This is a genomic window from Halomonas sp. C10-5 (assembly GCF_057169305.1).
In genome coordinates this window covers 249,041-275,310 of sequence record NZ_CP175665.1, presented here as the reverse complement: position 1 = coordinate 275,310, position 26,270 = coordinate 249,041, and the positions used below count along the sequence as shown (strand labels likewise).

24 protein-coding genes and 1 pseudogene are annotated in these 26,270 nt (G+C 64.1%); 11 read left to right on the top strand and 14 right to left on the bottom strand.

Features of this window, described 5'->3' with window-relative positions; genetic code table 11:
- Positions 1-79: 79 nt before the first annotated feature.
- The 12 genes and pseudogenes from fabG to ACJ7IV_RS01235 all read right to left on the bottom strand — a co-directional run.
- Positions 80-877 carry a 3-oxoacyl-ACP reductase FabG gene (gene fabG / locus ACJ7IV_RS01290; RefSeq protein ID WP_483865452.1) on the bottom strand — a complete coding sequence of 266 codons (798 nt, stop codon included), beginning with the start codon at positions 875-877 and terminating at the stop codon, positions 80-82.
- Between the two features lie 3 nt (positions 878-880).
- The gene (locus ACJ7IV_RS01285; RefSeq protein ID WP_483865451.1) at positions 881-1,585 is read right to left on the bottom strand and encodes an ABC transporter ATP-binding protein; all 705 of its coding nucleotides are present in this window, start codon (positions 1,583-1,585) and stop codon (positions 881-883) included.
- Positions 1,569-3,404, bottom strand: a complete 1,836-nt coding sequence (locus ACJ7IV_RS01280) for a branched-chain amino acid ABC transporter ATP-binding protein/permease (RefSeq protein WP_483865450.1) — start codon at positions 3,402-3,404, stop codon at positions 1,569-1,571. Before ACJ7IV_RS01280 ends, ACJ7IV_RS01285 begins: the two co-directional genes overlap by 17 nt.
- Positions 3,405-3,435: 31 nt before the next feature.
- A complete protein-coding gene (locus tag ACJ7IV_RS01275) occupies positions 3,436-4,317 on the bottom strand; it encodes a branched-chain amino acid ABC transporter permease (RefSeq protein WP_483865449.1) in 882 nt (293 codons plus the stop codon).
- Positions 4,318-4,335: 18 nt separating this feature from the next.
- Positions 4,336-5,559, bottom strand: coding sequence for an ABC transporter substrate-binding protein (locus ACJ7IV_RS01270; protein WP_483865448.1), 1,224 nt, complete (start codon positions 5,557-5,559; stop codon positions 4,336-4,338).
- A gap of 38 nt (positions 5,560-5,597) precedes the next feature.
- A complete protein-coding gene (locus tag ACJ7IV_RS01265) occupies positions 5,598-7,313 on the bottom strand; it encodes an acetolactate synthase catalytic subunit (RefSeq protein ID WP_483865447.1) in 1,716 nt (571 codons plus the stop codon).
- A gap of 11 nt (positions 7,314-7,324) precedes the next feature.
- Complete coding sequence (locus ACJ7IV_RS01260) at positions 7,325-8,329, bottom strand: NAD(P)H-quinone oxidoreductase (RefSeq protein ID WP_483865446.1); 1,005 nt, start codon at positions 8,327-8,329, stop codon at positions 7,325-7,327.
- 138 nt (positions 8,330-8,467) lie between these two features.
- On the bottom strand, positions 8,468-10,060 hold the full coding sequence (locus ACJ7IV_RS01255; RefSeq protein WP_483865445.1) for a GMC family oxidoreductase: 1,593 nt from the start codon (positions 10,058-10,060) through the stop codon (positions 8,468-8,470).
- A gap of 46 nt (positions 10,061-10,106) precedes the next feature.
- Positions 10,107-10,895, bottom strand: a complete 789-nt coding sequence (locus ACJ7IV_RS01250) for a shikimate dehydrogenase family protein (protein WP_483865444.1) — start codon at positions 10,893-10,895, stop codon at positions 10,107-10,109.
- Between the two features lies 1 nt (position 10,896).
- Positions 10,897-12,339 (bottom strand): aldehyde dehydrogenase family protein, encoded by a 1,443-nt coding sequence (locus ACJ7IV_RS01245; protein ID WP_483865443.1) that lies wholly within the window; start codon positions 12,337-12,339, stop codon positions 10,897-10,899.
- A gap of 194 nt (positions 12,340-12,533) precedes the next feature.
- Complete coding sequence (locus ACJ7IV_RS01240; protein WP_483865442.1) at positions 12,534-13,571, bottom strand: LacI family DNA-binding transcriptional regulator; 1,038 nt, start codon at positions 13,569-13,571, stop codon at positions 12,534-12,536.
- A 35-nt stretch (positions 13,572-13,606) separates the two neighbouring features.
- Positions 13,607-13,946, bottom strand: a pseudogene (locus ACJ7IV_RS01235) (IS481 family transposase); the annotation flags it as partial.
- Between the two features lie 156 nt (positions 13,947-14,102).
- Between ACJ7IV_RS01235 and ACJ7IV_RS01230 the strand changes: the two are divergent.
- The 5 genes from ACJ7IV_RS01230 (at position 14,103) to ACJ7IV_RS01210 (ending at position 19,512) form a co-directional block, all read left to right on the top strand.
- Positions 14,103-14,231 (top strand): hypothetical protein, encoded by a 129-nt coding sequence (locus ACJ7IV_RS01230; protein WP_483865441.1) that lies wholly within the window; start codon positions 14,103-14,105, stop codon positions 14,229-14,231.
- 81 nt (positions 14,232-14,312) lie between these two features.
- Positions 14,313-14,999 carry an ABC transporter ATP-binding protein gene (locus tag ACJ7IV_RS01225; protein ID WP_483865440.1) on the top strand — a complete coding sequence of 229 codons (687 nt, stop codon included), beginning with the start codon at positions 14,313-14,315 and terminating at the stop codon, positions 14,997-14,999.
- The gene (locus ACJ7IV_RS01220) at positions 14,999-17,506 is read left to right on the top strand and encodes an FtsX-like permease family protein (protein WP_483865439.1); all 2,508 of its coding nucleotides are present in this window, start codon (positions 14,999-15,001) and stop codon (positions 17,504-17,506) included. Before ACJ7IV_RS01225 ends, ACJ7IV_RS01220 begins: the two co-directional genes overlap by 1 nt.
- A complete protein-coding gene (locus ACJ7IV_RS01215; protein ID WP_483865438.1) occupies positions 17,503-18,690 on the top strand; it encodes a lipocalin-like domain-containing protein in 1,188 nt (395 codons plus the stop codon). Before ACJ7IV_RS01220 ends, ACJ7IV_RS01215 begins: the two co-directional genes overlap by 4 nt.
- 84 nt (positions 18,691-18,774) lie before the next feature.
- Entirely contained in the window at positions 18,775-19,512 is a 738-nt protein-coding gene (locus tag ACJ7IV_RS01210; RefSeq protein ID WP_483865437.1) for a DODA-type extradiol aromatic ring-opening family dioxygenase, read from the top strand.
- A gap of 79 nt (positions 19,513-19,591) precedes the next feature.
- Here the strand turns inward: ACJ7IV_RS01210 and ACJ7IV_RS01205 are convergent, their stop codons facing one another.
- Both ACJ7IV_RS01205 and gloA read right to left on the bottom strand, forming a co-directional pair.
- Positions 19,592-20,560 carry an ABC transporter substrate-binding protein gene (locus tag ACJ7IV_RS01205; RefSeq protein ID WP_483865436.1) on the bottom strand — a complete coding sequence of 323 codons (969 nt, stop codon included), beginning with the start codon at positions 20,558-20,560 and terminating at the stop codon, positions 19,592-19,594.
- 112 nt (positions 20,561-20,672) lie between these two features.
- Positions 20,673-21,206, bottom strand: a complete 534-nt coding sequence (gene gloA / locus ACJ7IV_RS01200) for a lactoylglutathione lyase (RefSeq protein WP_483865435.1) — start codon at positions 21,204-21,206, stop codon at positions 20,673-20,675.
- A 153-nt stretch (positions 21,207-21,359) separates the two neighbouring features.
- Between gloA and ACJ7IV_RS01195 the strand changes: the two genes are divergently transcribed.
- The 6 genes from ACJ7IV_RS01195 (at position 21,360) to ACJ7IV_RS01170 (ending at position 26,269) form a co-directional block, all read left to right on the top strand.
- The gene (locus tag ACJ7IV_RS01195) at positions 21,360-21,845 is read left to right on the top strand and encodes a C40 family peptidase (protein WP_483865434.1); all 486 of its coding nucleotides are present in this window, start codon (positions 21,360-21,362) and stop codon (positions 21,843-21,845) included.
- Positions 21,846-21,940: 95 nt separating this feature from the next.
- Positions 21,941-22,603, top strand: a complete 663-nt coding sequence (locus ACJ7IV_RS01190) for a thermostable hemolysin (protein WP_483865433.1) — start codon at positions 21,941-21,943, stop codon at positions 22,601-22,603.
- Positions 22,587-24,071, top strand: coding sequence for an AMP-binding protein (locus ACJ7IV_RS01185; RefSeq protein ID WP_483865432.1), 1,485 nt, complete (start codon positions 22,587-22,589; stop codon positions 24,069-24,071). Before ACJ7IV_RS01190 ends, ACJ7IV_RS01185 begins: the two co-directional genes overlap by 17 nt.
- Positions 24,068-24,760: an iron-containing redox enzyme family protein gene (locus ACJ7IV_RS01180; RefSeq protein ID WP_483865431.1), complete on the top strand. Its 693-nt coding sequence runs from the start codon at positions 24,068-24,070 to the stop codon at positions 24,758-24,760. The genes ACJ7IV_RS01185 and ACJ7IV_RS01180 overlap by 4 nt, the downstream gene beginning before the upstream one ends.
- A complete protein-coding gene (locus ACJ7IV_RS01175) occupies positions 24,747-25,589 on the top strand; it encodes an SDR family oxidoreductase (protein ID WP_483865430.1) in 843 nt (280 codons plus the stop codon). Before ACJ7IV_RS01180 ends, ACJ7IV_RS01175 begins: the two co-directional genes overlap by 14 nt.
- Complete coding sequence (locus ACJ7IV_RS01170) at positions 25,586-26,269, top strand: hypothetical protein (RefSeq protein ID WP_483865429.1); 684 nt, start codon at positions 25,586-25,588, stop codon at positions 26,267-26,269. The genes ACJ7IV_RS01175 and ACJ7IV_RS01170 overlap by 4 nt, the downstream gene beginning before the upstream one ends.
- Position 26,270 lies beyond the last annotated feature (1 nt).

Sequence of the window (26,270 nt, the reverse complement as noted above, 5' to 3'; positions counted from 1 at the left end):
GGAAAAAGCCCAGCACGAAGCTGGGCAAGGGGAAGCACGACATCGCAGTCGCGCGTGCTAGATCGTCCGGAAGGCTGTATCAAGTCATGTAAAGCCCACCGGCGACATCGATGGTCTGTCCCGTGACGAAACTCGACTCGTCCGACGTCAGATACAGCGCCAGGTCCGCGACTTCAGCCGGCTTGCCCAGACGACCGAGCGGAGTCAGGCGAACCTGCTCATCGTTGATAGCAGCATCCACCGCAAGCACCATCGGCGTCTCGATCCGGCCCGGGGCAATCGCATTGACGCGAATGTCGTAAGGCCCCAGTTCGGCGGCCAGGTGCTTGGTGAAGCCGATGATGGCTGACTTGGTCGCCGCATAATGGCACGCCACCACCGGCGAGTGGGTCTTGCCGGCAACGGAGGACATGTTGACGATATGGCCCCGCCGCGCACGACGCATGCCATCACCCACCGCGCGGATGGTATTGAACGCCCCCGTCAGATTGACCCCCACCACCTGATTCCACTCTTCCGGCGCCATGTCACAGACGGAGGCCGGCAGGCCGCCATGCTTGGGAGATATCCCGGCATTGTTGACCACGCTATCGACGGGGGCGCCAAAGTGGACTTCCGCCTCTCTCACGCCGCGTTCAACCGCGGCGTAATCGGAAACGTCGACCGACAACGGATAGGCATCGCCCCTTCCCGCTTCCCGGATGGCATCGCAAACCTCTCGGGCGCTGTCGACCGACCAGTCCATGACCGAGACATTGGCACCACGCGACGCAAACGCCATGGCAATGGCCCTGCCAATTCCGGCACCACCGCCGGTGACGAGCACATGTCGACCGGCATGGCTGGGTCTATAGCGTAAGGAACTCTCTAAAACCATGTCTCAAATCCCCAGATATGCTTTTCGAATGTGGTCATCGCCCATCAGTTCTTGCGCCTGGCCATCCATCACGATTCTTCCATTCTCGATGACGTAGGCCCTGTCGGCGACCTTGAGCGTCTGATTCACGTTCTGTTCGACGATCAGCACCGTCGTGCCGCTCTCGGCAATCTGTTTGACCACCTCGAAGACTTGGGAGACCACGATCGGCGCCAGCCCCAGGGAGGGCTCATCGAACATCATCAGCTTGGGACAGGCCATCATCCCACGCGCGATGGCAACCATCTGCTGCTCACCGCCCGACAGCGATTCCGCCTGCTGATGAAGGCGCTCCTTCACGCGGGGAAACAGTGTCAACACCTCTTCCAGTCGCTGGTCGTATCGAGACTTTGCCGCCGGACGATAAGCGCCCATCTGGATGTTCTCGAGCACGGTCATTTCCGGAAAGAGCTGACGCGCCTCGGGGATAAGCGTGATCCCGCGGTTCACCACCTGATGCGCCGGAAAGTGGGTAATGTCCTCGCCTTCGAAGGTGATGCTCCCGGCGGTGGCCTCGATCAAACCGGACACCGTTCTCAGAGTAGTCGTCTTGCCGGCACCGTTACCCCCCACGATGGTGACGACTTCACCTTCGTTCACCTCCAACGAGACATCGTGCAGGATCGTGGTAGCACCATAGCCAGCCGTCACATTATTCAGTCGCAGCATCGGACGCCTCCTTGCCGAGATAGGCCTCAATGACAGCCTCGTTCTTCACCACTTCCTCCGGCTTGCCTTGCGCGAGAATCTCGCCGGAACTGATCACGATCACGCGGTCCGAGAGCTCCATGACGGCCTGCATCACGTGTTCGATGGCAATGATGCTGATGCCGCTGTTACGAATCACCTTGATCAGTTCGATGGCTTCCCTGAGGTCGGCGGGATTGATGCCGGCCATTACCTCATCCAACAGCAGGATACGCGGACGCATCGCCATGACACGGGCCACCTCGAGGCGCTTGAGGCCGCCAATGGGAAGATTTCTGGCCTCTTCGTCCAGGAAGCGATACAGCCCGAGTTCGTAGGCGATCTCACGTGCTGCCTTGCGACACTGCTCTACCGATCGGAAGCGATGGAAGGCACCCACCATGATGTTCTCTTCCACCGTCATGGCCGCGAAAGGCTGAACGATCTGGAAGGTCCGGCCGACACCGCTCCTGGCAAAGGCACCGGGCGTTTTCGGGGAAATAAAGTGGCCGTCCTCGCCGAGCACCGCAACCGAACCGGAGTCAGCACGCAAGAAGCCGGAAATCATGTTGAAGACCGTGGTCTTGCCTGCACCGTTGGGCCCGATGATCCCCAACACTTCCCCCTTATGCAGGTCGAAGGAGACATCGTTGGTGACGTGCAAGCCCCCGAAGTGCTTGTCGAGATGTTCGACCTTGAGCACCACATCGCCGACCGGCGGGCGCTCGGGTTTCCTTATGTCGTCCAGGTGAACGTGATCGACGGGGCTCTCGACGCTGGTGTCGAATCGGCGAATCCGGGAAGTCGGCAGGTAGCGCTGGATGAGGCTCATGATGCCATCCGGCATGAACAGCACCACCAGAATCAGTACGACCCCGTATACGAACCCATGCAGGCCGATGGCACTGGAACCCAGCCAGCCACGGGCCAGCTCCGTGATGGGCACCAGCAGAATCGTACCGTATAGCGGACCAAAAATGGTGCCCAGCCCACCCACCAGGGCGAACAGAACGATCTGAATGGAAAACGTCAGATTGAATGCCGATTCGGGCTCGATGAACGTCAGGTACGAACCATGGAAAGTCCCGAGCATGGCCGTGAGGCCGGCGGAAATCGCCGCCGCATACAACCGCACATGCACTGTGCGAATCGCGGCCCCCCTTGCAGCCGATTCACGCTCACGAGTGGCAATCAACTGGAAACCCAGCTTGCTGCGGCGGATCGCCCAAGCAATGGCGAGGGCAAACGACATCAACCCGAATACGATCACCAGCGAAGGCAGCCGCTCCGTGAAGATCATGGTGCTCCAGCCCATCTCGAGGGGCACCATCACGCCATTGGCACCGCCCGTCAGGCCGGCCCAGTTCAGCGAAATGACATGAAAGACCTCGAGAAAAGCAATGGAGGCAAGAGCATAGAACGGCCCATGCAGCTTGAAGCAGGGGTAGCTGATGGCGACCGCCACCCCGGCGGCAAGAATGGCCCCAACGAACATGCTGATCCAGGGAGAAACGCCCGCGTTGAGCATCAGCATTCCCGTGTAGGCGCCGATGCCGTAATAGATTGCGTGCCCTAGCGAGAGCTGCCCCGCATAGCCGCCCACGATGTTCCAGGCGGTCGACAGCCCGGCAAATAGACAGATGGTGATGAAGATATGGTAGATGTAATCATCGCCGACACCTATCGGGATGAGAATCAAGCTGGCCAGGGTAATGAAGAACAGTATCTTCTTGTTGAGAAACCATTGCATACCGCCCCCATGACTCCTCGCCGGTGCAGAGGATATCGTCTTATCGTTCATGACACTTTCTCCGGTGACGCCACAGCATTTCTCAAGACACGTGTGCCAGTTTTCTTGCCTTGCCGAACAGCCCGGACGGGCGGAATATCAGGATCAGCAGGAAGATACCGAACACCGCGACATCCTTCAGTGACGACCCCAGATAGAAACCGGCAAAAGAATCCACGAGGCCAATGATCAAAGCGGCAAAGAAAGCTCCAGTGATGCTGCCCAACCCTCCCATGACGACGATCACGAAAGCAATCAGGACGAAGCTTTGCCCCGTTTGGGCATTGACGGGATACAACGGAGAAAGCAGAACGGCAGCGACACCGACGCAAGCTATACCGATACCGAAGGTCACCATATTGATGCGCGACACGTTGATGCCCATCAGCTGCGCAGCATTGCGGTTCTGAGCGGTGGCTCGAATGGCACGTCCCATCTGCGTTCGAGTCAGGAACAGATGCAGCCCACCCACCATGAAGATCGAGCACAGCATGATGACGATCTGTCCAGTCAAAATCGTTGCCGGTCCCAAGCCCAAGGTATGGCGCATGCCGCTGGACGGCGTATTGAAATTATCGGAACCCGCGATCATCAACACCAGGTTTATCATCGCGATCGACAGGCCGACGGTCGCAAATATCTGGATGTGCTCATCCGAATCCTTCAGCGGTTCGATCAGGAACTTCTGAACGAATATGCCCAACCCGAACAACAAGGGAACGATGAAGACCAGCGTCAAATAGGGGTGAATGCCGAGATAGGTCGATACGATGTAAGTCAGCATCATCCCTATCATCATGAATTCGCCATGAGCAAAGTTGATAACCTTTGTTATGCCAAAGATCAGCGTCAAACCGACGCTGACCATGGCATAAAGGCTACCAAGCATTAACCCATTGACGACAAGGCTAATAATTAATTCCATTTGGTAACCTCGGGGTTATTATTGACTAGTCCGCATATCGGCAACGCTGGCGCCTTCCGGATAAACGGTAACCAACTCGCCATCCTGCCATTGCATACCCATCATGCTGGCACGCTCGTTCTGGTTGTTCTCACCGATCTTGATGCCGATACCGGCTGCCGTTCCACCAACGGGGACGTCCATCGCCAGCACGGCTTCCTTGATCTCATCGGCGGAGAACCCGCTACCCGCGTCGATGGCACGCAGCAGTTCCAGGGCTCCGGCGTAGTTCATCAAGGAGTGGCCAGAGCGGGGAGATTCCTCGTACTTCTCTTCATAGGCAGCCACGAAGTCCTCGATGCCGGGAGCGAATTCCGGGTCGATGTTGTACTGGGTGAAGTCGACATCGTAAACACCGTCGATCACATCGTGCCCCACTGCCTCGGCAGTCGGCGTCATCGAGTAACCACCGCCGCCGCCGATGATCGCCTTGGGACGATAATCGCGCTCATTGGCCTGGCGAAGGAACAGAACCGAATCGTCCTGATAGGAGGTCTGCAGAACGACGTCGACTTCTTCATCTTGCAACGATAGAACAATGGAAGACATATCCACGGTTGACGCCGGATAATGCTCTTCCATTACGATATTGAGGCCATGCTCTTCGGCAAACGCACGTTGGTGTTTGCCCACCGACGAGCCGTAGTTGGAATCCTCATGGATGATGCCGATGCGCAGTTCGGTCGGGTCGACCCCGAGTTCGGGAGCAATGCCTTCGACCAGCATGTCGATGATGGTCTCTGCCATGTGATAGGCAGTCGGGTTGGTACGGAATACGTAGTTTAGGCCGCGCTCCGTGACATCGTCGGCAACGGCACCCAGCTCGAAGTAGGGCACCTTGCTCATTTCGGCCACCTGAGAGGCGGCGATAGAGCGTGAAGAGGCATAGGTACCGAAGATCGCTTTGACGTCTTCACGAGAGATCAGCCGTCGTGCTTCGCCGATCGCCTGGTTGTTGTCCACGGCATCGCCCGTCTCGAGAACGACGGTCTCGCCCTGGACGCCACCATTCGCATTGATCTGGTCGACTGCCAGCTCCAGGCCGCGATAGCTTTCTTCACCGAGAAGAGCCAGTCCACCGCTCAGTGGATAGAGCGCTCCGAATTTCACCTCGGCGAAGGCAGGGGCTGAGATACTACCAAGCAGGGCTGTCGCAATGACGCTGCTGATGACAGTGCGGCGGAATTTGTGATTGTATTTCATGGTCATATGCTCCTGATTGTTACTGTGTAACTCACTTTTTATGCGTTGGCTTTCGGCAGCATTTCGCTGCCTTGATAGCTCGTGATTGGCGGGTATGCATCTGGATCGATCATGACTTCCAGTAACGTGGGTACTTTGTCGTCAATGGCCCTCCTCATCTCAACCAAATAATCGTCAGGATGCGTAATCCTGACACCTCGTACCCCGCAGACATTGGCAATGCCTGCATGGTCTACGTGAGAGAAATGGCAGATATCGGTGTAGTCCCCGTGAAGCACCAGTTCGGAGTGCATCTGATAACCGAGCGTCTGGTTGTTGAGCACCGTGATGATAACCGGTAGTTGCATGCGCACCGCCGTTTCCATTTCGGCCCAGACGTGTCCAAAGCCTCCATCACCGGTGACACAGTGCACCGTCGCATCCGGCATTGCCGCTTTCGCTCCCAAGGCAAAGGGCAAGCCCCAGCCGAGACCCGCCAGTCCTCTGGGGGTCAAGAAACGCCGCCCGGGGTTCCTGGCCGTCAGGAAGTTCGCCACCCAGATCGAGGAGTAGCTGGCATCCGCCACCACGAGGCTGTTGCTATCCAGGCAACCATCCAGGTCACGCAGGATGCGCTCCGGCCGAATCGGCGTGGCGGAAAGCGTCACTGCCTCGGCCAGGCGTCGGTCGAAGGCGGCATGCTCGTGAGCGATTCGCTCGGACACCGTCGCCGACCAGCTCTGCATGGCCGACAGATCGCGCTCGCCCAGTGCCTGCGTCAGGGCCCCAAGGGTCAACTTGGCATCGCCGACCAGACGCGTAGCCTCATAGTTGCGGCCGACTTCCAACCCATCGACATCGATGTGGATGTAAGTCGCTCCCTCGGGGTAGAGGCTCCAGCTGTCGGTGCCGTTCTGGTTGGTCCGGTTGCCCACCAGCAGGACGAGATCGGCCTCCTCAACCACGAAGCGCAGCCGTTCCGTGCGACTGCGCGCCGCCATGAAGTAACCCACCACGCCGACGGACATCGGCGAGGTCTCATCGACCGCGCCCTTGCCCATCACAGTGGTGGCCACCGGCACGCCCAGGTTCTGAAGCGCTTCCACTTCCGCGTAAGCGCCGGCGGTATGCACACCACCGCCCACGATGGCGACCGGCCTGCGCGACGACGCGATCAGATCGGCCGCGCCGGCAATCGCGCCCGGGTCCGCCAACGTCCTGTCCAAGGGGTAACGCCCGTACCTATTGCGGCGTGGGGAAGCCGTAGCCTCCTCCCCGGCCGGCTCGTCGATGATGTCCACCGGCACCAGCAGAACCACCGGTCCTGGCCTACCCGAGGCGGCCTCGACAAAAGCCATGTCGATGGCATCATCCACGCGACCGGCCGACTCGATGCGTCGAGTCGACTTGGCTACCCCGGAAAAGAGACGGAAGTGATCGAGTTCCTGGAAAGCGTTCCTGTCGCGACTGCGTACGGCCACGTCCTGCACCAAGGCCACCACGGGAATGGACGCCTTGAAAGCTTCAGCAAGGCCGGGCACGAGCAGTGCAGCAGCCGGGCCGTTCTGCGCCGCAACGACCGCTACCTTGCCGGAAACCCGCGCATAGGCATCCGCCATTGCCGCTCCGGCATTCTCAGTGCGATACCCTACCTGCCGTATGCCCCTTGCGGTGGCCGCCAAAAATACCTTCGACGGAATGCTCTGGCCGAAGATCTCGCTGACACCGTGACGCTCCAGCGCATCGACGATGCCATCGGCAACGATCCTGCCCATGAGGCCCCCTGTCATTCGAAAGTCAGCACGATCTTGCCGATGTGGTCCGCATCCATTCGGCGATGCGCCTCCACCACATCGTCGATGGCGAAGGTGGAGTCGATCACCGGCAGGCAGCGCCCCTCCTCCCACAGCGGCATGACGCGGGCCTCGAGCTCCTCGGCAATGCCCTGCTTCTGCTCGATGGAGCGCGCTCGCAGCGTCGACCCCGTCAACCACAGCTTCTTGGCCAGCAACAGCCAGGCATTGATGGTCGACTCGGGCCCCTTCATCACGGCGATCTGCACGATGCGTCCCTCGTTGGCGGCCAACTCCATATTGCGATTGAGGTAATCACCACCAACCATATCGATGGTCAAATCGACACCGCGCCCACCGGTGATCTCTTTCACCGCCTCCACGAAATCCTGAGTCTTGTAGTTGATCGCATGGGCTGCCCCAAGCTCGAGACACTGCTTACACTTTTCTTCACTTCCCGCCGTGGCGATCACGTTCGCCCCGAAAGCTTTGGCTAGCTGTATAGCCGTCGTGCCGATCCCGGAGGTTCCACCATGCACCAGGAACGTCTCACCTTGCCTGAGCCCGCCGCGCTGAAATACGTTGGTCCACACCGTGAAGAAGGTTTCTGGAACCGCCGCTGCCTGCTCTAGGGTCATCGTCGCTGGTACGGGCAGTGCATTACGCTCGTCCACCACGGCGTACTCGGCATATCCGCCGCTGGCCACGAGCGCCATCACAGCATCGCCGACCGAGTAGCGTGACACCTCGCTGCCCGCCTCTGCCACGCGACCACTGATCTCCAGTCCCAGCACATCTGTCGCTCCAGCAGGCGGCGGATAACCCCCCATGCGCTGCATCACATCGGGACGATTGACACCGGCACCTGCCACCTTGACGAGAATTTCGCGTGGCCCTGGTACCGGAACTTCACCCTCAACGACACTCAGTACATCGGGTCCGCCAGGCTGCCGAGCCTTGACTTGCTTCATCGCTTTTGTCTGCGTTCTACGGGTCATGATTCCTCCACTTTATTGTAATATTCAACTAACGCTTCAAAGCAAATTAGGCCAAAGAAAATGAAGCGCTTCATTTTATGCTTTTAAAATAACACCACTCGGCGTTACCACAAGCACTTTCATCTTCATACTTTATGCTTACTCAGCCCTGCCACGAATCAGATCGGCTGCCTTTTCGGCCACCATCATCACGGCGCCCTGGGTATTACCCGACACCATCGCCGGCATCACGGAAGCATCGGCAATCGACAGTTTTTCCACGCCCTTTACCAGTAGGTTCGGGGTTACGACCGCGTCATCGCCGTCACCCATCCTGCAGGTCCCAATCGGGTGGTAAATGGTTTGCCCATTCTCCCGGGCGAATTCCAGCCACTCCTCGTCGGTTTGCACTTCCTTGCCCGGAGACATTTCATGCGACACGTACTGTTGCATGGCCGGCTGCTCGATGATTCTACGAGCCACCTTCATGCCATCCACCAGTGTCTGGCAGTCCTTTTCCGTCGCCAGCATGTTGGGCTTTATCGACGGAGCCGCCGCCGGATCGGCACTTTCGATATGAATGCTACCCTTCGATGTCGGGCGCAACTGCGTGACGCCTATCGTCATTCCAGGCTGCCGATCCAGAACGCGAGTCGCCGCATTGGCGTAGCTGGCATGCACGAAGAAGAATTGGACGTCTGGCGAACTCAATGTCGGCCGCGTCTTGACGAAACCGTGAACTAGACCCGTACCGAGGGTCAGTATGCCCTTGTGACTGGTGAAGTACTTCACCACTTCTTTCGTCAGCCGCAGCCCGCGTGACATCTCATTGAGCGTGACGGTGTTGCGCACTCGCCAATTCATGCGCGTGGCATAGTGATCGATATAATTCTCACCGACGCCAGTCAGCTCAATCCTGGGTTCGATGCCGACCTTTGACAATACGTCGGGATTGCCGATGCCGGACAGCTCCAGGATCTGGGGATTCTGAACGGCTCCTGCACACAGGACCACCTCCCGGGCCGCCGCCACGGTTTCACGCTTTCCGTCACGCTCGTAGGTCACACCGGTGCAGCGGCTTCCGTCGAGCTCGATGCGCAGCACTCGGCTGCCGGTCGACACCGTCAGGTTGCTGCGCGCCATCGCCGGTTTCAGGTAGCCGTCCACGACGCTCCAGCGCTGGCCGTTGCGCTGCGTGACCTGGTAATAGCCGACCCCTTCCTGATCCGCTGCGTTGTAATCCTTATTGAACGGCTGGCCATCCTCGGCGGCGGCTGCCAGGAACGCATCGGAAATGGGGAACCGTTCCTTGACGCGCTCCAGGTACATCGGGCCCGACTTGCCCCGGGACGCTCCGCCTTCGGCGAAGTTTTCCAGCTTCCTGAAGTAAGGCTCGACATCCTGCCAACTCCATCCGGCGGCACCTTCGTCGAGCCACCGGTCGTAGTCGTTCGGCTGGCCGCGTACGTAGATCATGCCGTTAATCAGGGTGGAACCGCCCAGCCCCTTGCCGCGTGGAATGGCGATCACGCGCTCCCTGGTGGCGGCCTCCGGGCATGACTCGAAGCGCCAGTTATAGGTCTTGTTGGTCAAGAGCTTGCTGAAGCCCGCCGGAATCTTGATCCAAGGGCTCCGCGGATGCCCGCCGGCTTCTAGCAGTAGCACGCTGTACTTACCATCTTCCGTTAGCCGGTTCGCCAGTATGCAGCCCGCCGTTCCACCGCCCACGATGACGTAATCGTATTTACCCATTACACCAAGCTTCCCGTTGCCGCTTGTCGAGTGGTCGCAACATGGCTCACAGCCCCATCGTCTCGGCCATAAGTTTGAGTTGATTCTTGAGCATTGGAAGCCCGTACTGAACGGTGCAGCCTTTACTCTTGGCGGCTTTCAGCAAAGATGTCTCCGCGGGCTCCATGATGATTTCAGCCACGATCTGCTCTTCCGTCAGGCTCTCGACGTCCAGCGGCAGCGGATCACCCTCTTTCAATCCCAGTGAGGTGGCGTTGATAACGAGATCATGGCCTTTAGGGTCTCGCCCACCTAAGCTCACGGGCAGTGCCGGGTAAGCCTTCCCGAGTCGCTTCCCCAACGCTTCGGCTTTCTCCTGGGTGCGGTTGGCTAGGGTCAGGCGACTGACTCCCGCCTCGGCCAAGGCATAGGCGATGGCACTGGCCGCCCCACCGGCCCCAACCAGATAGGCAGAGCGTCCTTCGGGTTCGATGCCCTCCTCGCGAAGCCCTGCCACAAATCCCTTGCCATCGAGAATAGCGCCATACAGCTTGCCACCGGGACTACGCCGAATGACGTTGACCGCCTCCATCCGCTCGGCATCTTCGCTGAGTTCATCGCACAGCTTTGCCACGGCCGTCTTATGGGGCACGGTAATGACGAATCCAGCCAGGTTCTGCATCGTCCGGAAGCCATTCACCACTGAAATGAGATCTGTGCTTGAGACATGCACCGGAACCATGACGGCATCTTTATCCGCCTCCTCGCATAGGCGATTTATACCCTGCGGTGTTTTCACATGCTGAATTGGGTCTGCGATGATGGCGCAAATTTTCGTTTTTCCAGTAATTTCCACATCAAACTCCCTGAGCCAGCGTGTAACTCGTCTTCACGTTTGTAAAGAATTCCTTGGCGTAACTCCCCTGCTCTCTCGGTCCATAGCTCGACCCTTTTCTCCCTCCAAAAGGCACGTGGTAATCGACACCCGCCGTCGGCAGATTGACCATCACCATCCCCGCACCGGAGTGGCGCTTGAAGTGTGTTGCGCGCGCCAACGACTGGGTGCAGATACCAGACGACAAACCATAAATAGTGTCATTTGCTAATATCAGTGCATGCTCGTAGTCTTCTGCCTGAATCACAGTTGCTACGGGGCCAAAGACCTCTTCACGATTAATCAGCATGTCGTTACGAGTCTGCGAGAAAAGGGCTGGAGTCAGATAATAGCCCGGTGCTTCCAATGACAGACGCTCGCCTCCAGCCTCGAGCCGGCAACCGGAACGCTTGGCTCCCTCGATGTAGCTTAAGTCCTGATCCAGTTGCGCCTGAGAAGCGACCGGTCCGATCTGGGTATCGGGATGCAGAGCGTTGCCCACCTTCAGTTCCTGAGTGGCTTCACGCATGCGTTTGACGAAGCTATCATGAATGCCTTTCTCGACGATAAGGCGACTCGAACTCGTGCAGCGCTGTCCGGTGGAGAAGAAGGCGCCATTAATTGCCGTAGAAACCGCTAGCTCTAAATCAGCATCATCCAGGACCACTAGTGGATTCTTGCCACCCATTTCCAACTGGAGCTTAGCGCCGCGGACGGCACACTCGGCGGCGATCCTCCTACCTGTCTCCGAAGACCCCGTAAAGGTGATCGCATTAACTTTCGGCGAGGTGACCAACGCATTTCCCACTTTGGAGCCGGGGCCCATCACCAGGTTGAATACGCCCTTGGGAAACCCACCGACTTCATCGATGATGCTCGCCAGCGCCCAAGCGCAGCCGGGTACCAGATCAGCGGGCTTGAACACCACACTGTTGCCATATGCCAAGGCCGGAGCAATCTTCCAAGCGGGAATCGCAATCGGAAAATTCCACGGTGTAATGACCCCCACTACGCCAACGGGCTCCCGCGACACCTCGACACTGACGCCAGGACGGACCGAGGGCAGAAATTCGCCGCCGAAACGAATGGCCTCGCCGGCAAAAAACTTGAACACCCGTCCGGCACGGGTGACCTCACCAATCGCCTCGGCCAGCGGCTTGCCCTCTTCTCGGGCCAATAGCTCACCAAGCTGGTCCTTGTCGGCGAGGATGCGGTCACCAATCCGATCGAGCGCATCGGCACGAGCCTCGGATGTCCATGTGGCCCATGTCTCGAGGGCGTCGCTGGCGGCATCTATAGCCTGCTGAGCCTGAGCGTCATCGCCGCGGGCGTATTCACCCACCACATCGCGCGTATCGGAAGGATTCAGGTTGCGATTGACCTCACTAGCCCCGGCCCACTCGCCATTGATGTAGTTCTCATGCATCCCGTTATCGTCCTCATCGAGGGGGTTTACCGCGTTCCCGCAGCATCAGCCGCCGCAGAATGAAGCGCTTCATTGTTCTTGCAAAAAAATGAAGCGCTTCATTTTAGGCCTCAAAAAAAAGGTGATAGTCACCTTAGATCTGATTTTTTAAGGGATAGCAGATGTGGACCTGTTGCCGATATTAGCCTTTGGTATCATCCGGCAGCTTCGCCATCCTTGAGATGCTTCAAGCTCTCACGTTCGACGATCCTCGTCTCCAGCTCAAGCGCTTCGGCCGCCCCCTCGTCATCGATGATCGCTACAATGGCTCGAGCAACTTCCACACCGATGTGATGCATCGGTACCCTTACCGTTGTCAATCCAGGGCTCATGGCACTAGCAAACTCAATGTCGTCGAAGCCCGTGATCGACAATCTGTCCGGAACGTCGATACCGCTCAACTGGCACTGATGGATAGCACCAATAGCATGCAGGTCAGTGCCACAAATCATCACCGTAGGCAGCTCACCGGCCTCAATCAATCGCATGATCGCCTCACGCCCACCATCAAGCGAGAATGGTGCTTCGATGAGCCACTGAGGCTTTACTGAGATGTTCGCCTCCTTGAGAGCTTCGAGAAAACCCGCACGCCGCTGTCTTGAGCGCTCGTTCCCCTCTACAGGGCCGCCGCAGAGTGCCACTTTACGATGCCCCTTAGCAATTACGTATCGTGCAATTCCATAGGCGGCCTGACGGTTCGAGAACCCAATTGTATGTGGGTAATTCGTTTCGTCAGTCGACCACATCATCAAATAGGGGGTTCCGTATGTTTCCAGCATATGAAACACGGCATCGTCATGATCCGTACCTACGAGAATCACGCCATCAACGCCACTTTCAACTAAAGCACGAAGGACTTTCACTTCGCGCTTTTGGTTATATTCGTGGCTGCCGATAACCAGCTGATACCCCATTTCTAATAGACTTTGCTGTAAGGAGTCTATCGAATTCGAGAACATTGGATTTTTCAGTGTTGGATACACTACCGCTACACGCCATGTTTTTCGAGAGGCAAGCGATCGCGCAACGCCATTGCGGACGTAACCCATTTCATCGACTGCATCCATAACCCTTTTCAAGGTTTTTTCTCTGACTTTATTTGGTGATGAAAGAGCCTTAGAAGCCGTACCTAACGACACATTAGCTCTCTTGGCGACATCTTCCAGAGTAACTCTTTTCTTTTTCAGATTCATCTGTATATGGCCGCAGCATAATTATGATTTAAAAATTACACACTGGTGTTGGATCTCACGTGATGGACCACCCGCTTATAAAATAATTCAGGTCGATTGGCTTGCCATCCCTGCATCCCTATGACCGGCGAATGATGGTGCAGCACCTTATGCAGGGTATCTTGATTGTACATGTCTGCGCCAGATCTTCCGAGTCGCCAGCAAGCCGCTGATGCGGACGTTCAAGCGCCCCATTATACCGCTCGTCTGTGGCCTTGCCTGATTGATCAGGCGAGGTTCGGTCCTTTGGGTCTGGCACTCCAGATCGAAGGGAGTGCGATCGCTGGGCATGCGTTCACCTGCCCGTATGAAGCGATCGGTGAACGACTTGCCGTTCCTGGATCCAAGTATGTAAACCTACGAAGTTGTTCTCGGATAGACCCCGCCGGCAAAACCGAGAGTAGCTGGCGAAGTAGTAAACTGTCCCAAGCAGATCCAAACAGGCGCACAGCTCGTCTCGTCAGGGGAAACGCAGCCGAAGGCCACCCAGGAGTGCACATCGGACGCGAGGCCAGCACCTGGCTCGGCATGATACGCCATAACTTCAACACCCTTCACGACGCCCTGGCCGAGCCTGGTTATGAGGAGCACGACGCCGAGGGGCATGGCCACGACACCTGAGTCGCAGGCCAGAACTGAACCACCTTCGAGTTGCGTGGCTTTTATGGGAAAATCGAGCCTACCGTTGCCAGGGAGGCCGCCATGCTCGAGTTCCGCCAGGTCCACAAGGCCTATGCCACGCCCCAGGGGCCCCTCGAGGTGCTCGCCGGGGTCGACCTGACCCTGGAGGCAGGCCGAAGCCTGGCGCTGATGGGGGAGTCGGGCAGCGGCAAGTCGACCCTGCTGCACCTGGCCGCGGGGCTCGACCTGCCGGATGCCGGCGAAGTGCGCCTGGGGGGCCGGGCGATCTCGACCCTCGCCGAGCCCGAGCGGGCACGCCTGCGCCGGGAGTCGCTGGGCCTGGTATTCCAGCAGTTCCATCTGGTGCCCAGCCTGACGGTACTCGACAACCTGCGCCTGCAGGCCCGCCTGGCCAGCCTCGAAGATAGCGCCTGGTCGGCCGAGCTGATCGCGCGGCTGGGCCTGGCGGGACTCGAGGGCCGCTACCCGGAGCAGCTCTCCGGTGGCCAGCAGCAGCGCCTGGCCATCGGCCGTGCCCTGGCGCGGCGTCCGCCGCTGCTGCTGGCCGACGAACCCACCGGCAACCTGGACGAGGCCACCGCCGGCGAGGTACTGGAACTGCTGCTGTCGCTGGTCCACGAGACCGGCTGTGCGCTGCTGATGGTGACCCATAGTCCGCGCATCGCCGCGCCGCTGGATCGCCGCCTGGTACTCTCCCGTGCCCGGCTGACCTCGGCGGACAAGGCCGCGGAGGAGGCGTCATCGTGATGGCCACCCAGTTCGTCACGCTGCTCACCACCCTGCTCTCCCACTATCGCCGCCACCCCGGCCAGCTGGCCATGCTGCTGCTGGGCCTGTGGGTGGCCAGTGCCCTGTGGAGCGGCGTCCAGGCGATCAATGCGTCGGCGAAGGAGAGCTACGCCCGCGCCGAGGCGCTGTTCACCACCGGGCTGGACCGCCTGGAGCGCCTCGACGGCAAGCCCCTGACGCGCGACGACTTCCTCACCCTGCGCCGCCAGGGAGTGCTGGTCTCGCCGCTCCTGGAGGGCGAGCTCAGCGCACCCGACGGCACGCGGCTGACGCTGATCGGCATCGACCCCCTGACCCTGCCCGGCGACAGCGCCTTCGCCACTGCCGGAAGCACAGTAGAGCTCACCGGTTTCCTGTCACCGCCATGGCAGACCCGCCTCGCCCCGGACACCCTGCCCAGCCTGGGCCTCGATGGCGATGCTGCACAGGGTGCGACCCCGCGCCTGGCGACGGGCCGGCTGCCGCCGCTGAGCCTCGCCCCCTCGCTGCCGCCGCAGACCCTGGTGATGGATATCGCCGCCGCCGCGACTCTGCTGGAGAGCGGCGAGACCCTGAGTCGGCTGGTCTCCGCACCGGGGGCCCTGGATGCCGCACCACCAGGGTTGGCGCTGGCCCGCGCCACCACCCTGGTCTCGCCGGGCCAGCTGACCCAGAGCTTCCACCTCAACCTGACGGCACTCGCGCTGCTGGCGCTGATCGTCGGCCTGTTCATTGTCCAGGCGGCCCTGGGCCTGGCCCTGGAGCAGCGCCTGGAGATGCTGCGCACCCTGCGTGCCCTGGGGGTCTCCGGCCGCACCCTGGTCACGGGCCTGGCCCTGGAGCTGGTGCTGCTCGGCGTGGTCGGCGCCCTGGCCGGGATCGCCGGCGGCGTCTGGCTGGCCCGGGCGCTGCTACCCGACGTGGCCGCTACCCTGGGCAGCCTCTACGGCGCCGGGGTAGGCGTGGAGCTGCGCCTGCCCTGGCACTACTGGTTCGGCGGACTGGCGGTAACCCTGAGTGGGTTGCTGCTGGCCGGCTCGGGCGTGCTGTGGCGGGCCGCGCGCCTGTCGGTGCTCGACCTGGGCCGCGCCCAGGCGTGGCGCAGCGGCTATCAGCGCCAGCTCGGGCGCATGACCCTGGCCGGCGCGGTGATTGCGGTGGCCGGCCTGGCGGTGTGGGGTTGGTTTTCACGGCAGCCCGCCGGCGAGGGGCTGGCGGCGGGCTTCGTGCTGATGGCGGCCCTGCTGCTGGTGGGCGCGCTGTTGCTGCCGCCGCTGCTGGCGGCAGCCCTGGCGGGTCTTGCCCGGCTGGCACGACGCCGCCCGCTGGCCCAGTGGGCCCTGGCCGACCTCGAGCTGCAGCTGCCGCGCCTGTCGCTTGCGCTGATGGCGCTGCTGATCGCGCTCTCGGCGAGCCTCGGGGTCAACAGCATGGTGGGGGGCTTCCGCCTGACCTTCCTGGAGTGGCTCGACCAGCGGCTGGTGGCCGACCTCTACCTGGATCCCCCGGCGGAGCGCTTCGCGGCGGTCCACGCCTGGCTGGGCGAGCGCCCCGAGGTGGCCGAGCGCCTGGTCACCCGCCATGGTGAGAGCACCCTTCTGGCGTTGGAAGCCGAGGGGGCCTCGCACCCGCTGGCCCGCCCGGTGTCTCTGTTCGGCCTGACCCCGGGCGAACGGCTGACGCCGACCTGGCCGCTGCTGGAAACCCAACGGGGCGTGGACGCGGCCTGGGCGTCACTGCGTGAGGGCGGGGCCTTCATCAACGAGCAGTTGGCCGTCGCCGAGGGCATCGCCCCCGGGGACCGCCTGACTCTGGCCACGCCGGGCGGCGGGGAGGCGCTCGCCGTGGCGGCGATCTATCCCGACTACGGCAACCCTCGCGGCGAGGTGCTGATGACCGCCGCCGAGCTGGGCAGGCGCTTCTCGGCACCGCCGGACTCCATCGGCATCGTGCTGGCCCCGGGTGCCGACGACGAGGCCCTGGGCGCGGCGCTGGGCAGTGAATTCGCCCTGGGCCGCGACGCCCTGCGTGACCAGGGCGAGGTCAAGCGCATCGCCACCGGCATCTTCGAACGCACCTTCACCATCACCCGGGCACTCAACGCCCTGACCCTGGCGGTGGCGGCGCTGGCACTGCTGGCCAGCCTGCTGGCCCAGGCCCGTGAGCGCCGCCGACGGCTGGCACCGCTGTGGGCTCTGGGGGTACCGAGAGGCCAGCTGCTGGGCGTCCAGCTCGCCCAGCTGGGTGGAGCGGCGCTGGCGGTGGGCCTGGTCGCCGTGCCGCTGGGTATCGCCATCACCTGGGGCCTGGTGGCGGTGATCAACGTGGCGGCCTTCGGCTGGCGGCTGCCGCTGCACCTCTTCCCGGGGGAGATCGCCCTGACCCTGGGAACGGCCGTGGCGGTGGCGCTGCTCGCCGCGGCACTGCCGGCGCTGCGCCTGTGGCGCACCCCGCCCCGGGCCCTGCTGGCCGAGGAGGCAGGATGATGCCACGAGCGACCAAGCATGCCGCCCCATGGCGCGCCCTGCTGCCGGCCGCCCTGCTGGGCACATTGGTAGCCCTCGCCGGCTGCGACGAGGCCCCACCCGAGCGCTCGGGGGCCGGCTTCGCCGGGCTCGGCGAGAGCACCGCCGGCTTCGTGCAGGCCGGCCCGGACACCACACTGCGCTTCCCCGAGGATCACGGTGCCCACCCCGACTACCGCATCGAGTGGTGGTACCTCACCGCCAACCTGGAGGATGAGCACGGCGAGCCGCTGGGGTTGCAGTGGACCCTATTCCGCCAGGCGCTGGCGCCGCCGGAGGAGCGCCCCGATCCCACTCCCTGGGCCGCCGACCAGCTGTGGATGGCGCACATGGCGGTCTCCAGGGGCACACAGCACGGCGTGGCGGAGCGCTTCGCCCGCAGCCACTCGGCGGCACCTTTCCAACAGACGGACGGCCAGGCCGGTGCGGTGGCATCCCCCTTCCACGCCTGGCTCGACGACTGGGAACTGGCAAGCGAGGTGACCGAGCCCGGCGCCGACACCTTCGAGCGGCTCACCCTCACCGCCTTCGAGGGCGAGGGCGAGGCGCGCCTCGGCTACCGGCTCACGCTCACCGCCGAGGGGCCGCTGGTCCTGCATGGCCGTGACGGCTTCAGCCAGAAGGCTGCCGACGGCCAGGGATCGCACTACTACAGCCAGCCCTTCTGGCGCATCGAGGGCGAGGTCACCCTGGCCGGCGAGACCCACACGGTCAGCGGCCGGGGCTGGCTCGACCGCGAGTGGAGCAGCCAGCTGCTGAGCCCCGACCAGGCGGGCTGGGACTGGTTCTCGCTGCACCTGGACGACGGCCGCCGGCTGATGGCCTTCCGCCTGCGCGGCGGTGGCGACGACGGCGGCGACTACCGCTCCGGCAGCTGGATCGCAGCAGACGGCACCACCCGCCCGCTGGCCTCGCAGGCGCTGGCGATGACCCCGCTGGCCACCTCCCCGGTGGCGGGACGCGAGGTGCCCACCCGCTGGCGACTGGAAGTGCCCGAAGAGGATCTCGACCTGATCGTCGAGGCGCCCCACACCGAGCGCTGGATGGACACCACGGTGCCCTACTGGGAGGGCGAGGTGGTGGCCCGCGACCATGATGGCGGCGAAAGGCTGGGGGTGGGCTATCTGGAGATGACCGGCTATTGATGGACGATAATCCTATAAGCCTGCTATCGAGATGGCCGGCCCGACGCGCTACCCTGAGGGCATTCCCACGCCCTGGAGCTCGCCATGCTGCCTAGCCTGTTCATCTCCCACGGCTCGCCGATGCTGGCCCTGACCGAGACCCCGGCCCACGCCTTCCTGCGTGACCTGGGCCGCGACTACCGCCCCCGCGCCGTGGTGGTGGTGTCGGCCCACTGGGCCAGCCGCCAGCTGCTGGTCAGTACCAGCGAGCGCCCCGAGACCATCCACGACTTCGGCGGCTTCCCCCGCGAGCTCTTCGAGGTGCAGTACCCGGCCCCCGGCGAGCCCGAACTGGCCAGGCGTCTGGCCCGGGAGCTCAACGCCGTACCCACCGAACGCGGCCTGGATCACGGCGCCTGGGTGCCGCTGTCGCTGATGTTCCCCGCCGCCGAGGTGCCGGTGGTCTCGCTGTCGCTGCCGATGCAGTGGTCCAACGCCGAGCTGCTGGCCCTGGGCGAGAAGCTCGCCGCCTTGCGGAAAGAGGATATCCTGGTGATCGGCTCCGGCAGTCTGACCCACAACCTCTACGAGATGCTGCCGCTGGATGCCGAGATGCCGCCCTGGGTCGGCGAGTTCGCCGACTGGGTCGAGGTGCGCCTGACGGCGGACGACCGCGACGCACTGCTGGCCTGGGAGCAGGGCCCCAAGGCCCGCGAGAACCATCCCACACCGGAGCACTTCCAGCCACTGCTGGTGGCGCTGGGCGCCGGCGGGCCGGGCAGACGCCTGCACCACAGCGTGGAGCACGGTGTGCTGGCCATGGACGTCTACGCCTTCGCGTGAGGAGCGATGCTCCCCGACAGTAACGAGGCCGCCCCGTTACCGGGGCGGCCTCGTCTCATTGCGAGCCAATGTCGCGAAATCAGGCGTCGGGAATCTCCAGCGCCTGCTGCACCAGCGGCCAGGCCGGCTCGCCATCACGGGTGGTCACGCCCTCGAGGAAGGCCTCGACCCGCTCGGGATTGTCGCGCAGCCACTGCAGGGCGACTTCCTCGGGCTCGCGCTCCTCGTAGCTGAAGCCGAGAATCATGGCGCTCTGGTCGTCGGCGCTGAATACCAACTGGTCGAGCAGCCGGGTAGCGTTGGGATTGGACTCGGAGAAGTCCGTGGTCACCAGCGTCTTGACGTCGCTGCGCCCCTGGTCCGGCCCCCACATGTCCTCGGGGTCCTCCAGGTACCTGACGTCGTATTCGATGTTCATCCAGTGCGGCGTCCAGCCCGCGAAGACGATCCACTCCTCGCGGTCCAGCGCCAAGTCCACTGCGCTGAGCATGCCCGGCGTGGAGGTCTCGGAGAGGGTCCAGTCGCCGAGGCCGTAGGTGTCGTCGTCCACCGCCCCGTTGAGGATCTCGCTCATGCCGGAGCCTACCTCGATGGAGTAGATGGTGCGCTCGAGCTTCTCGGCGAACTCCTCGTCGGCCAGATCCTCGGCGGAGGTCACGCCGGCCTCATAGACATAGGTGGGCACCGCGAAGCCCAGGCGGGCGCCATCGACGTTGTTGCCCAGGTCGACCAGCACGTCCTTCTCCATGGTGGTCTCGTACATGCCCTGCTGGCCCGGCAGCCAGGCGGCAAGGAAGGCATCCAGCTCGCCCTGGGTGAGGGCCTCGTAGGTGATGGTGGAACCGAGCTCCTCCTGGCTCACCTCATAGCCCAGCGTCTCGAGCAGCTGGGCGGCCAGGGCGGTCTTGACGGTAACCCCGGGCCAGGCGGGCACGGAGAAGCGCACCTGGGCCGGCTCCTCGGCGAGGGCCGCGCTGCTCCAGGTCAGCGGGGCAGCCAGCAGGGCGCCGGCCAGGGCCAGGGTAAGGGGACGACGGGACAGGTTCATCGGGTCTCCTTGGCAGGTCATGCCATGCATGGATTCGGGCATGACCTTATCGCCCACTAGCGTGGATGGCAAAAACGCCACCCCCAGGCGGCGCCTGGCCAGTGGCGCGCCCTCAGTCACCCATGGCGGCGAGGCGATCGGCCTGGACCACCTCGATCCAGTAGCCGTCGGCGTCCTTCACGAACACCACATCCTTCATCTTGCCCTGGTCGGCGCGCTTGACGAACTCGACATCGTTGGCGTCGAACCACGCCTCGGCGGCGTCGAGATCCGGCACGCTGAAGCAGATATGGCCGAAGCCCTGAGGCTCGGCGTTGCCGTCGTGGTAGGCGAAGTCGGCCTGCTCCTCGGTGCCCCAGTTGTGGGTCAGCTCCAGCAGCCCCTTCTGGCTGAAGGTCCAGACGGTGCGCTGGCCGGCGTCCTCCGGCACGTCATCACCCTGCTCCAGCCGGGCCAGGAAGTAGAGCGAGAACTGCATCTCCTCGAAGTCGAGGCGGCGCACCACCGACATGCCGAATACCCGCGAGTAGAAGGCCAGAGCCTTCTCGGGGTCCTTGACCCGCAGCATGGTGTGGTTGAGGCGGAAGCCCTGGGACTCGGGGGTGGGAGACTCTACGCCGGGATGCTGCTCACCCTGGAAGCTCATGGTGACTCCTTGTGATGCGTGGATGTACGCTCGGATATGGGGATGATGGTGGCACTTTTCCAGGCGCTTCCCGCGGCCTTCCCCAGCATGACTTCCCCACCAGTGGCGGCCAGCGCTAATGTAGGGGGATATCCACTGCAAGGAGCGATTCGCATGCCGGTTCGTGATCTCTGGCGGGTGTGGCTGCTGATGGTCGCCCTCACCCTGCTCGCCGGCTGTGCCGGCAAGGAGTTAGCGGTGGAGGACCCGCCGGCACACGAGGGGCTCTCCATCGACCGCGTGCTGATCCTGGCCGCCGCCGAGCGCGCCCTGGGCACGCCCTACCGCTTCGGCGGCAATACAACCTCGGGTGTCGACTGCTCGGGACTGGTGCAGCTGGCCTATCAGGCCGCCGGTATCCCCGTGCCGCGCACCGCCGATGACCAGTTCCGGGCCCTGCCGGAAGTGGATCGCGCCCGTCCCGGCGACCTGCTGTTCTTCGATACCAGCGGGGGTGGCAAGGCCAGCCACGTGGGCATCTACCGCGGCGACGGCCAGATGATCCACGCCCCCGGGCGCGGCCGCCGGGTAGAGACCTCGCCGGTGGAGATCGCCTACTGGCAGGAGCGCTTCCTGGGCGCCGCCGCCCCGGCCCCCTGACGCCCAAGGTGGCGCGCAACATTCCGGGCCAGGGCTTAAGCCTGCGTTAAGTTGTCGGGACCAGAGTATCGGTGAAACGTCATGGAGACGACCCGATGCCTGAACCGAGACGCCTGCCCTGCCTGCCGGCCACGGCCACCCCCTCGCCGCTGCAGTGGCGCGAGGCGCGCCACTGGACCCGGCGCCGCCGCCTGGAGCACCTGGTCCGCCGCCGCTTCGCCGAGGAGCATGGCGCCGCCATCACCCAACTGCTGCCGCGCCTCTTCGGCCTGTGGCAGGGCGATCGGGCCGAGGCCGCGGTGGGGGTGCGCTCGGCGGCGAGTGGCCCGCTGTTCCAGGAACGCTACCTGGACGTTTGCGCCGAGCGCCTGCTGGCCGAACGCTTCGCCCGCCCCGTGGCCCGCCACCAGGTCGCCGAGATCGGCAACCTGGCCAGCCGCCGTCCCGGCCTGCAGCGGATGCTCTTCCTGCATCTGGTGGACCAGCTCGGCCGCGAGGGCATCGGCTGGCTGCTGTTCACCGCCACCCCCGAGGTGGCCAACGGCATTCGTCGCCTGGGCCTTACCCTGGAGCCGGTGATGGTCGCCGACCCGGCACGCCTCGGCGCCGAGCAGGCCAGCTGGGGCCGCTACTATGAGCGCCGCCCCTGGGTCATGGCCGGCGACCTGCGCCGCGCCCATCGTGAACTGGGAGAACGCGGCCTGCTGCCCTCGAGCCTGCCCCGTCCGGCGGAGGTGGCCCATGCGCACCTCGCCTGAGGCCTTCCTCGCGCGGCTGAGCCGCCACGCTGAGGAGCGCCCGACCCGTATCGCCCTGGAGGAGGGGCAGCGGCGGGTCTCCTTCGCCGAACTGCCGGGCGAGATCGAGGCGCGCCGGCAGCGGCTGGCCGACGCCGGCGCCGCGCGGGTCGCCCTGGCACTGGACAACGGCATCGACTGGGCTCTGTGGGACCTGGCGCTGCTGCAGGATGGCCGCGTGGCGGTGCCGGTGCCCGCCTTCTTCAGCGCTGCTCAGCGCCACCACCTGGTGGAGACTGCCGGGCTCGACGCCTGGATCGGCCCCGGCGGAGAGGCCCAGGGCTTCGCCGCCACGCGGGACCCGGCCCTCGCCACCCGACGCGTCGCCTCGCCACCGGAGCTGCATCCCGGCACCACCCGCATCACCTTCACCTCCGGCACCAGCGGCACTCCCAAGGGAGTCTGCCTGGATGCCGCCGCGCCGCTGACGGTGGCCGAGAGTATCGCCGCGGTGGTCGAACCACTGGGCATCGAGCGGCACCTGGCGATGCTGCCGCTGGCCACCCTGCTGGAGAACATCGGTGGCCTCTATGTACCGCTGTGGCTGGGCGCCACCGTCTGCCTGCCCGGGGTCGCCGAGCTGGGCTGGAGCGGCGCCAGCGGCTTCGACCCGCAACGAGCGCTAGCCACCCTCGACGCCTGCCGGCCCCACAGCCTGATCCTGGTACCCCAGCTGCTGCAGGCGCTGGTAGAGGCGTCCCCGAAGGCCCCCGAGAACCTGCGCTTCGCGGCGGTGGGTGGCGCCAGGGTCGCCGATACCCTGCTGGCGCATGCCCGGCACGGCGGCTGGCCGGTCTTCGAGGGCTACGGCCTCTCGGAATGCGCCTCGGTGGTCTGCCTCAATCGCCCCGGCGAGCCCGCCAGCGGCGTGGGCCGGCCGCTGCCGCATGCCAAGGTGCGGCTGGCCGACGACGGCGAGGTGCAGGTCCAGGGGGCCAACATGCTCGGCTATCTCGGTGAGCCGAGGTCCACCTCGGCCTGGCACGCCACCGGTGACCTGGGGCACTGGGAGGGCGATGCCCTGGTGCTGGAGGGGCGACGTCGCGAGGTCTTCATCACCGCCTACGGCCGCAACGTCGACCCCCAGTGGGTGGAGGGCGAGCTCTGCGCCCGCCCCGCCATTGCCCAGGCCCTGGTGCACGGCGAGGCGCTGCCCGCCAACCGCGCGCTGCTGGTGCCTGCCTCGGCGGAGGTCGACGACACCCAGCTTGCCGCCGCGGTGACCGAGGCCAACGCCGGGCTGCCCGACTACGCCCGGGTCCACGAATGGCGCCGCAGCACCCCCTTCACCCCCCACAACCACCAGCTGACGGCCAACGGCCGCCTGCGCCGCGACGCTATCCTCGCCGCCCAAGGCGGCTGGCTGTGTGCCGCACCCACTCGACCCGAGCCGCACCTTTCACAGGCGCCACAAGGAGTGACCCCATGACCCCCTACCAGCAACTGCAGCACGCCACCCGTGAAGAGCGCGACTGGCTGCTCTCCACTCCGCTGCTGACCCGCGCCCTGGCCGGCCGGGTGAGCCGTGACGAATACCTCGCCTTCCTCGGCCAGGCCTACCACCACGTGCGCTTCACGGTGCCGCTGATGATGGCCTGTGGCGCCCGCTTGCCGGAGCGTCTGGAGTGGCTGCGTGGCGCCCTGGTGGAGTACATCGAGGAGGAGCACGGCCACGAGCAGTGGATCCTCGACGACATCCGTGCCACCGGTGGCGATGCCGCGGCGGCCGCCGCCCGCCCGGCGGACCCCGCCACCCGTCTGATGGTGGCTGCCGTGCGCGACGAGATCGAGCATGGCCACCCGGTGGGCTTCTTCGGCATGGTCCAGGTGCTGGAGGGCACCAGCACGGCGCTGGCCACCCAGGCTGCCGAACGCTTGCAGGCGAGCCTCGACCTGCCCGACGACGCGGTACGCTACCTGACCTCCCACGGCAGCCTGGATATCGGCCACCTGGCCTTCTTCGAGGGGCTGGTGAACCGCCTGGAGGAGCAGGACCTGGCGGCGGTGATCGACACCGCCAAGCTGGTCTACCGCCTCTACGGTGCCATGTTCCGCGGCGTCGAGGCGCACTGTGCCGGCGGCGATGCCGCCCGGGAGCTCTCCGATGCGCTGGCCTGATCGCCTCGCTCGACGCCCGCGGCTGCCGGAGGGAGGCTGGCCCGCCCAGCGGGTGCTGATCACCGGGGCCAGCGGCGGCATCGGCCAGGCGCTGGTGGACGAGCTGGCCGCCGCCGGGGCGCAACTGCTGATCACCGGCCGCCGGGCGGAGGCCCTGACAGCCACCGCGGACCGCCATCCCGACCGGGTCACCGCGCTGTCCGCCGACCTGACCCGCACCGAGGAGCGCCAGCAGCTGGTCGCCACGGCCCGACAAGTCGGCTGCAACATGCTGATCAACGCCGCCGGTGTGAACCGGGTAGCGCTGTTCACCGAGGGCTCCGATGCCGAGATCGAGCGACTCATTGCCCTCAACCTCACCGCCACCCTGCAGCTGACCCGCGCCCTGCTCCCCCAGCTGATGGCGGCGCGTCAGGGCTGGGTGGTCACCCTGGGCTCCACCTTCGGCACCCTGGGCTACCCCGGTCAGGTCGGCTACTGCGCCACCAAGTTCGCCCTGCGCGGCTTCAGCCAGGCCCTGCGCCGGGAGCTCGCCGACACCCGGGTGCGGGTGTTGCATGTCTCGCCCCGGGCCACTCGCACCGCCATGAATGCCCCCGAGGTGGAGGCCATGAACGCAGCCCTGGGCAACGCCATGGACAGCCCCGCCCGGGTCGCCCAGGCGGTGCGCTACGCCGTGGAACGCGGCCGCCAGGAGGCCCAGCTGGGCGGGCCGGAGCGGCTCTTCGTGCGCCTCAACGCCCTGCTGCCGGGTGTGGTCGACCACGCCCTGGCGCGCCAGCTTCCCGTCATCCGCCGCTTTATCGGCACTTCGGAGACCACGCCATGAACGCTCGACGCCCCCCTCGCTTCCCCCTGCTTCGCCTTGCCGCCACGCTGCTTGTCGCGGGCCTCGGCGGCCTCTCCACCATCACCGCCCTGGCCGCGGACGATGGCGGTGGTGCCGACCCGAGTGTGGCTGCACTGCAGTCCCGCTGGGCCGAGATCCGCTACGAACTGCCCGAAAGCCAGCAGGCCAAGGCCCTCGAAGAGCTGGGCAAGGAGGCCGAACGCCAGTTGGCCGAGCACCCCGACTCCGCCGAGCTGCTGATCTGGACCGGCATCGTGCGCTCCAGCCAGGCCGGCGCCGAAGGCGGTCTGGGGGCGCTGGGCCTGGTCAAGCAGGCGCGCGGCTATCTGGAGGCCGCCCTGGCGCAGGACCCGCTGGCGCTGAACGGCTCCGCCTACACCAGCCTGGGGGCCCTCTACTACCAGGTACCGGGCTGGCCGATCGGCTTCGGCGACGACGACAAGGCCGAGTGGCACCTCAAGCGGGCGCTCACCATCAACCCCGACGGACTCGACAGCCTCTACTTCTGGGGCGACTATCTGCACCAGCAGGGTCGCGATTCCGAGGCGCGCCAGGCCCTGGAGAAGGCCCTGCAGGCGCCGCCCCGGCCCGGCCGCGAGCTCGCCGATGCCGGCCGCCGCGAGGAAATCCGCCACCTGCTGTCGCAACTGGAGCAATGAC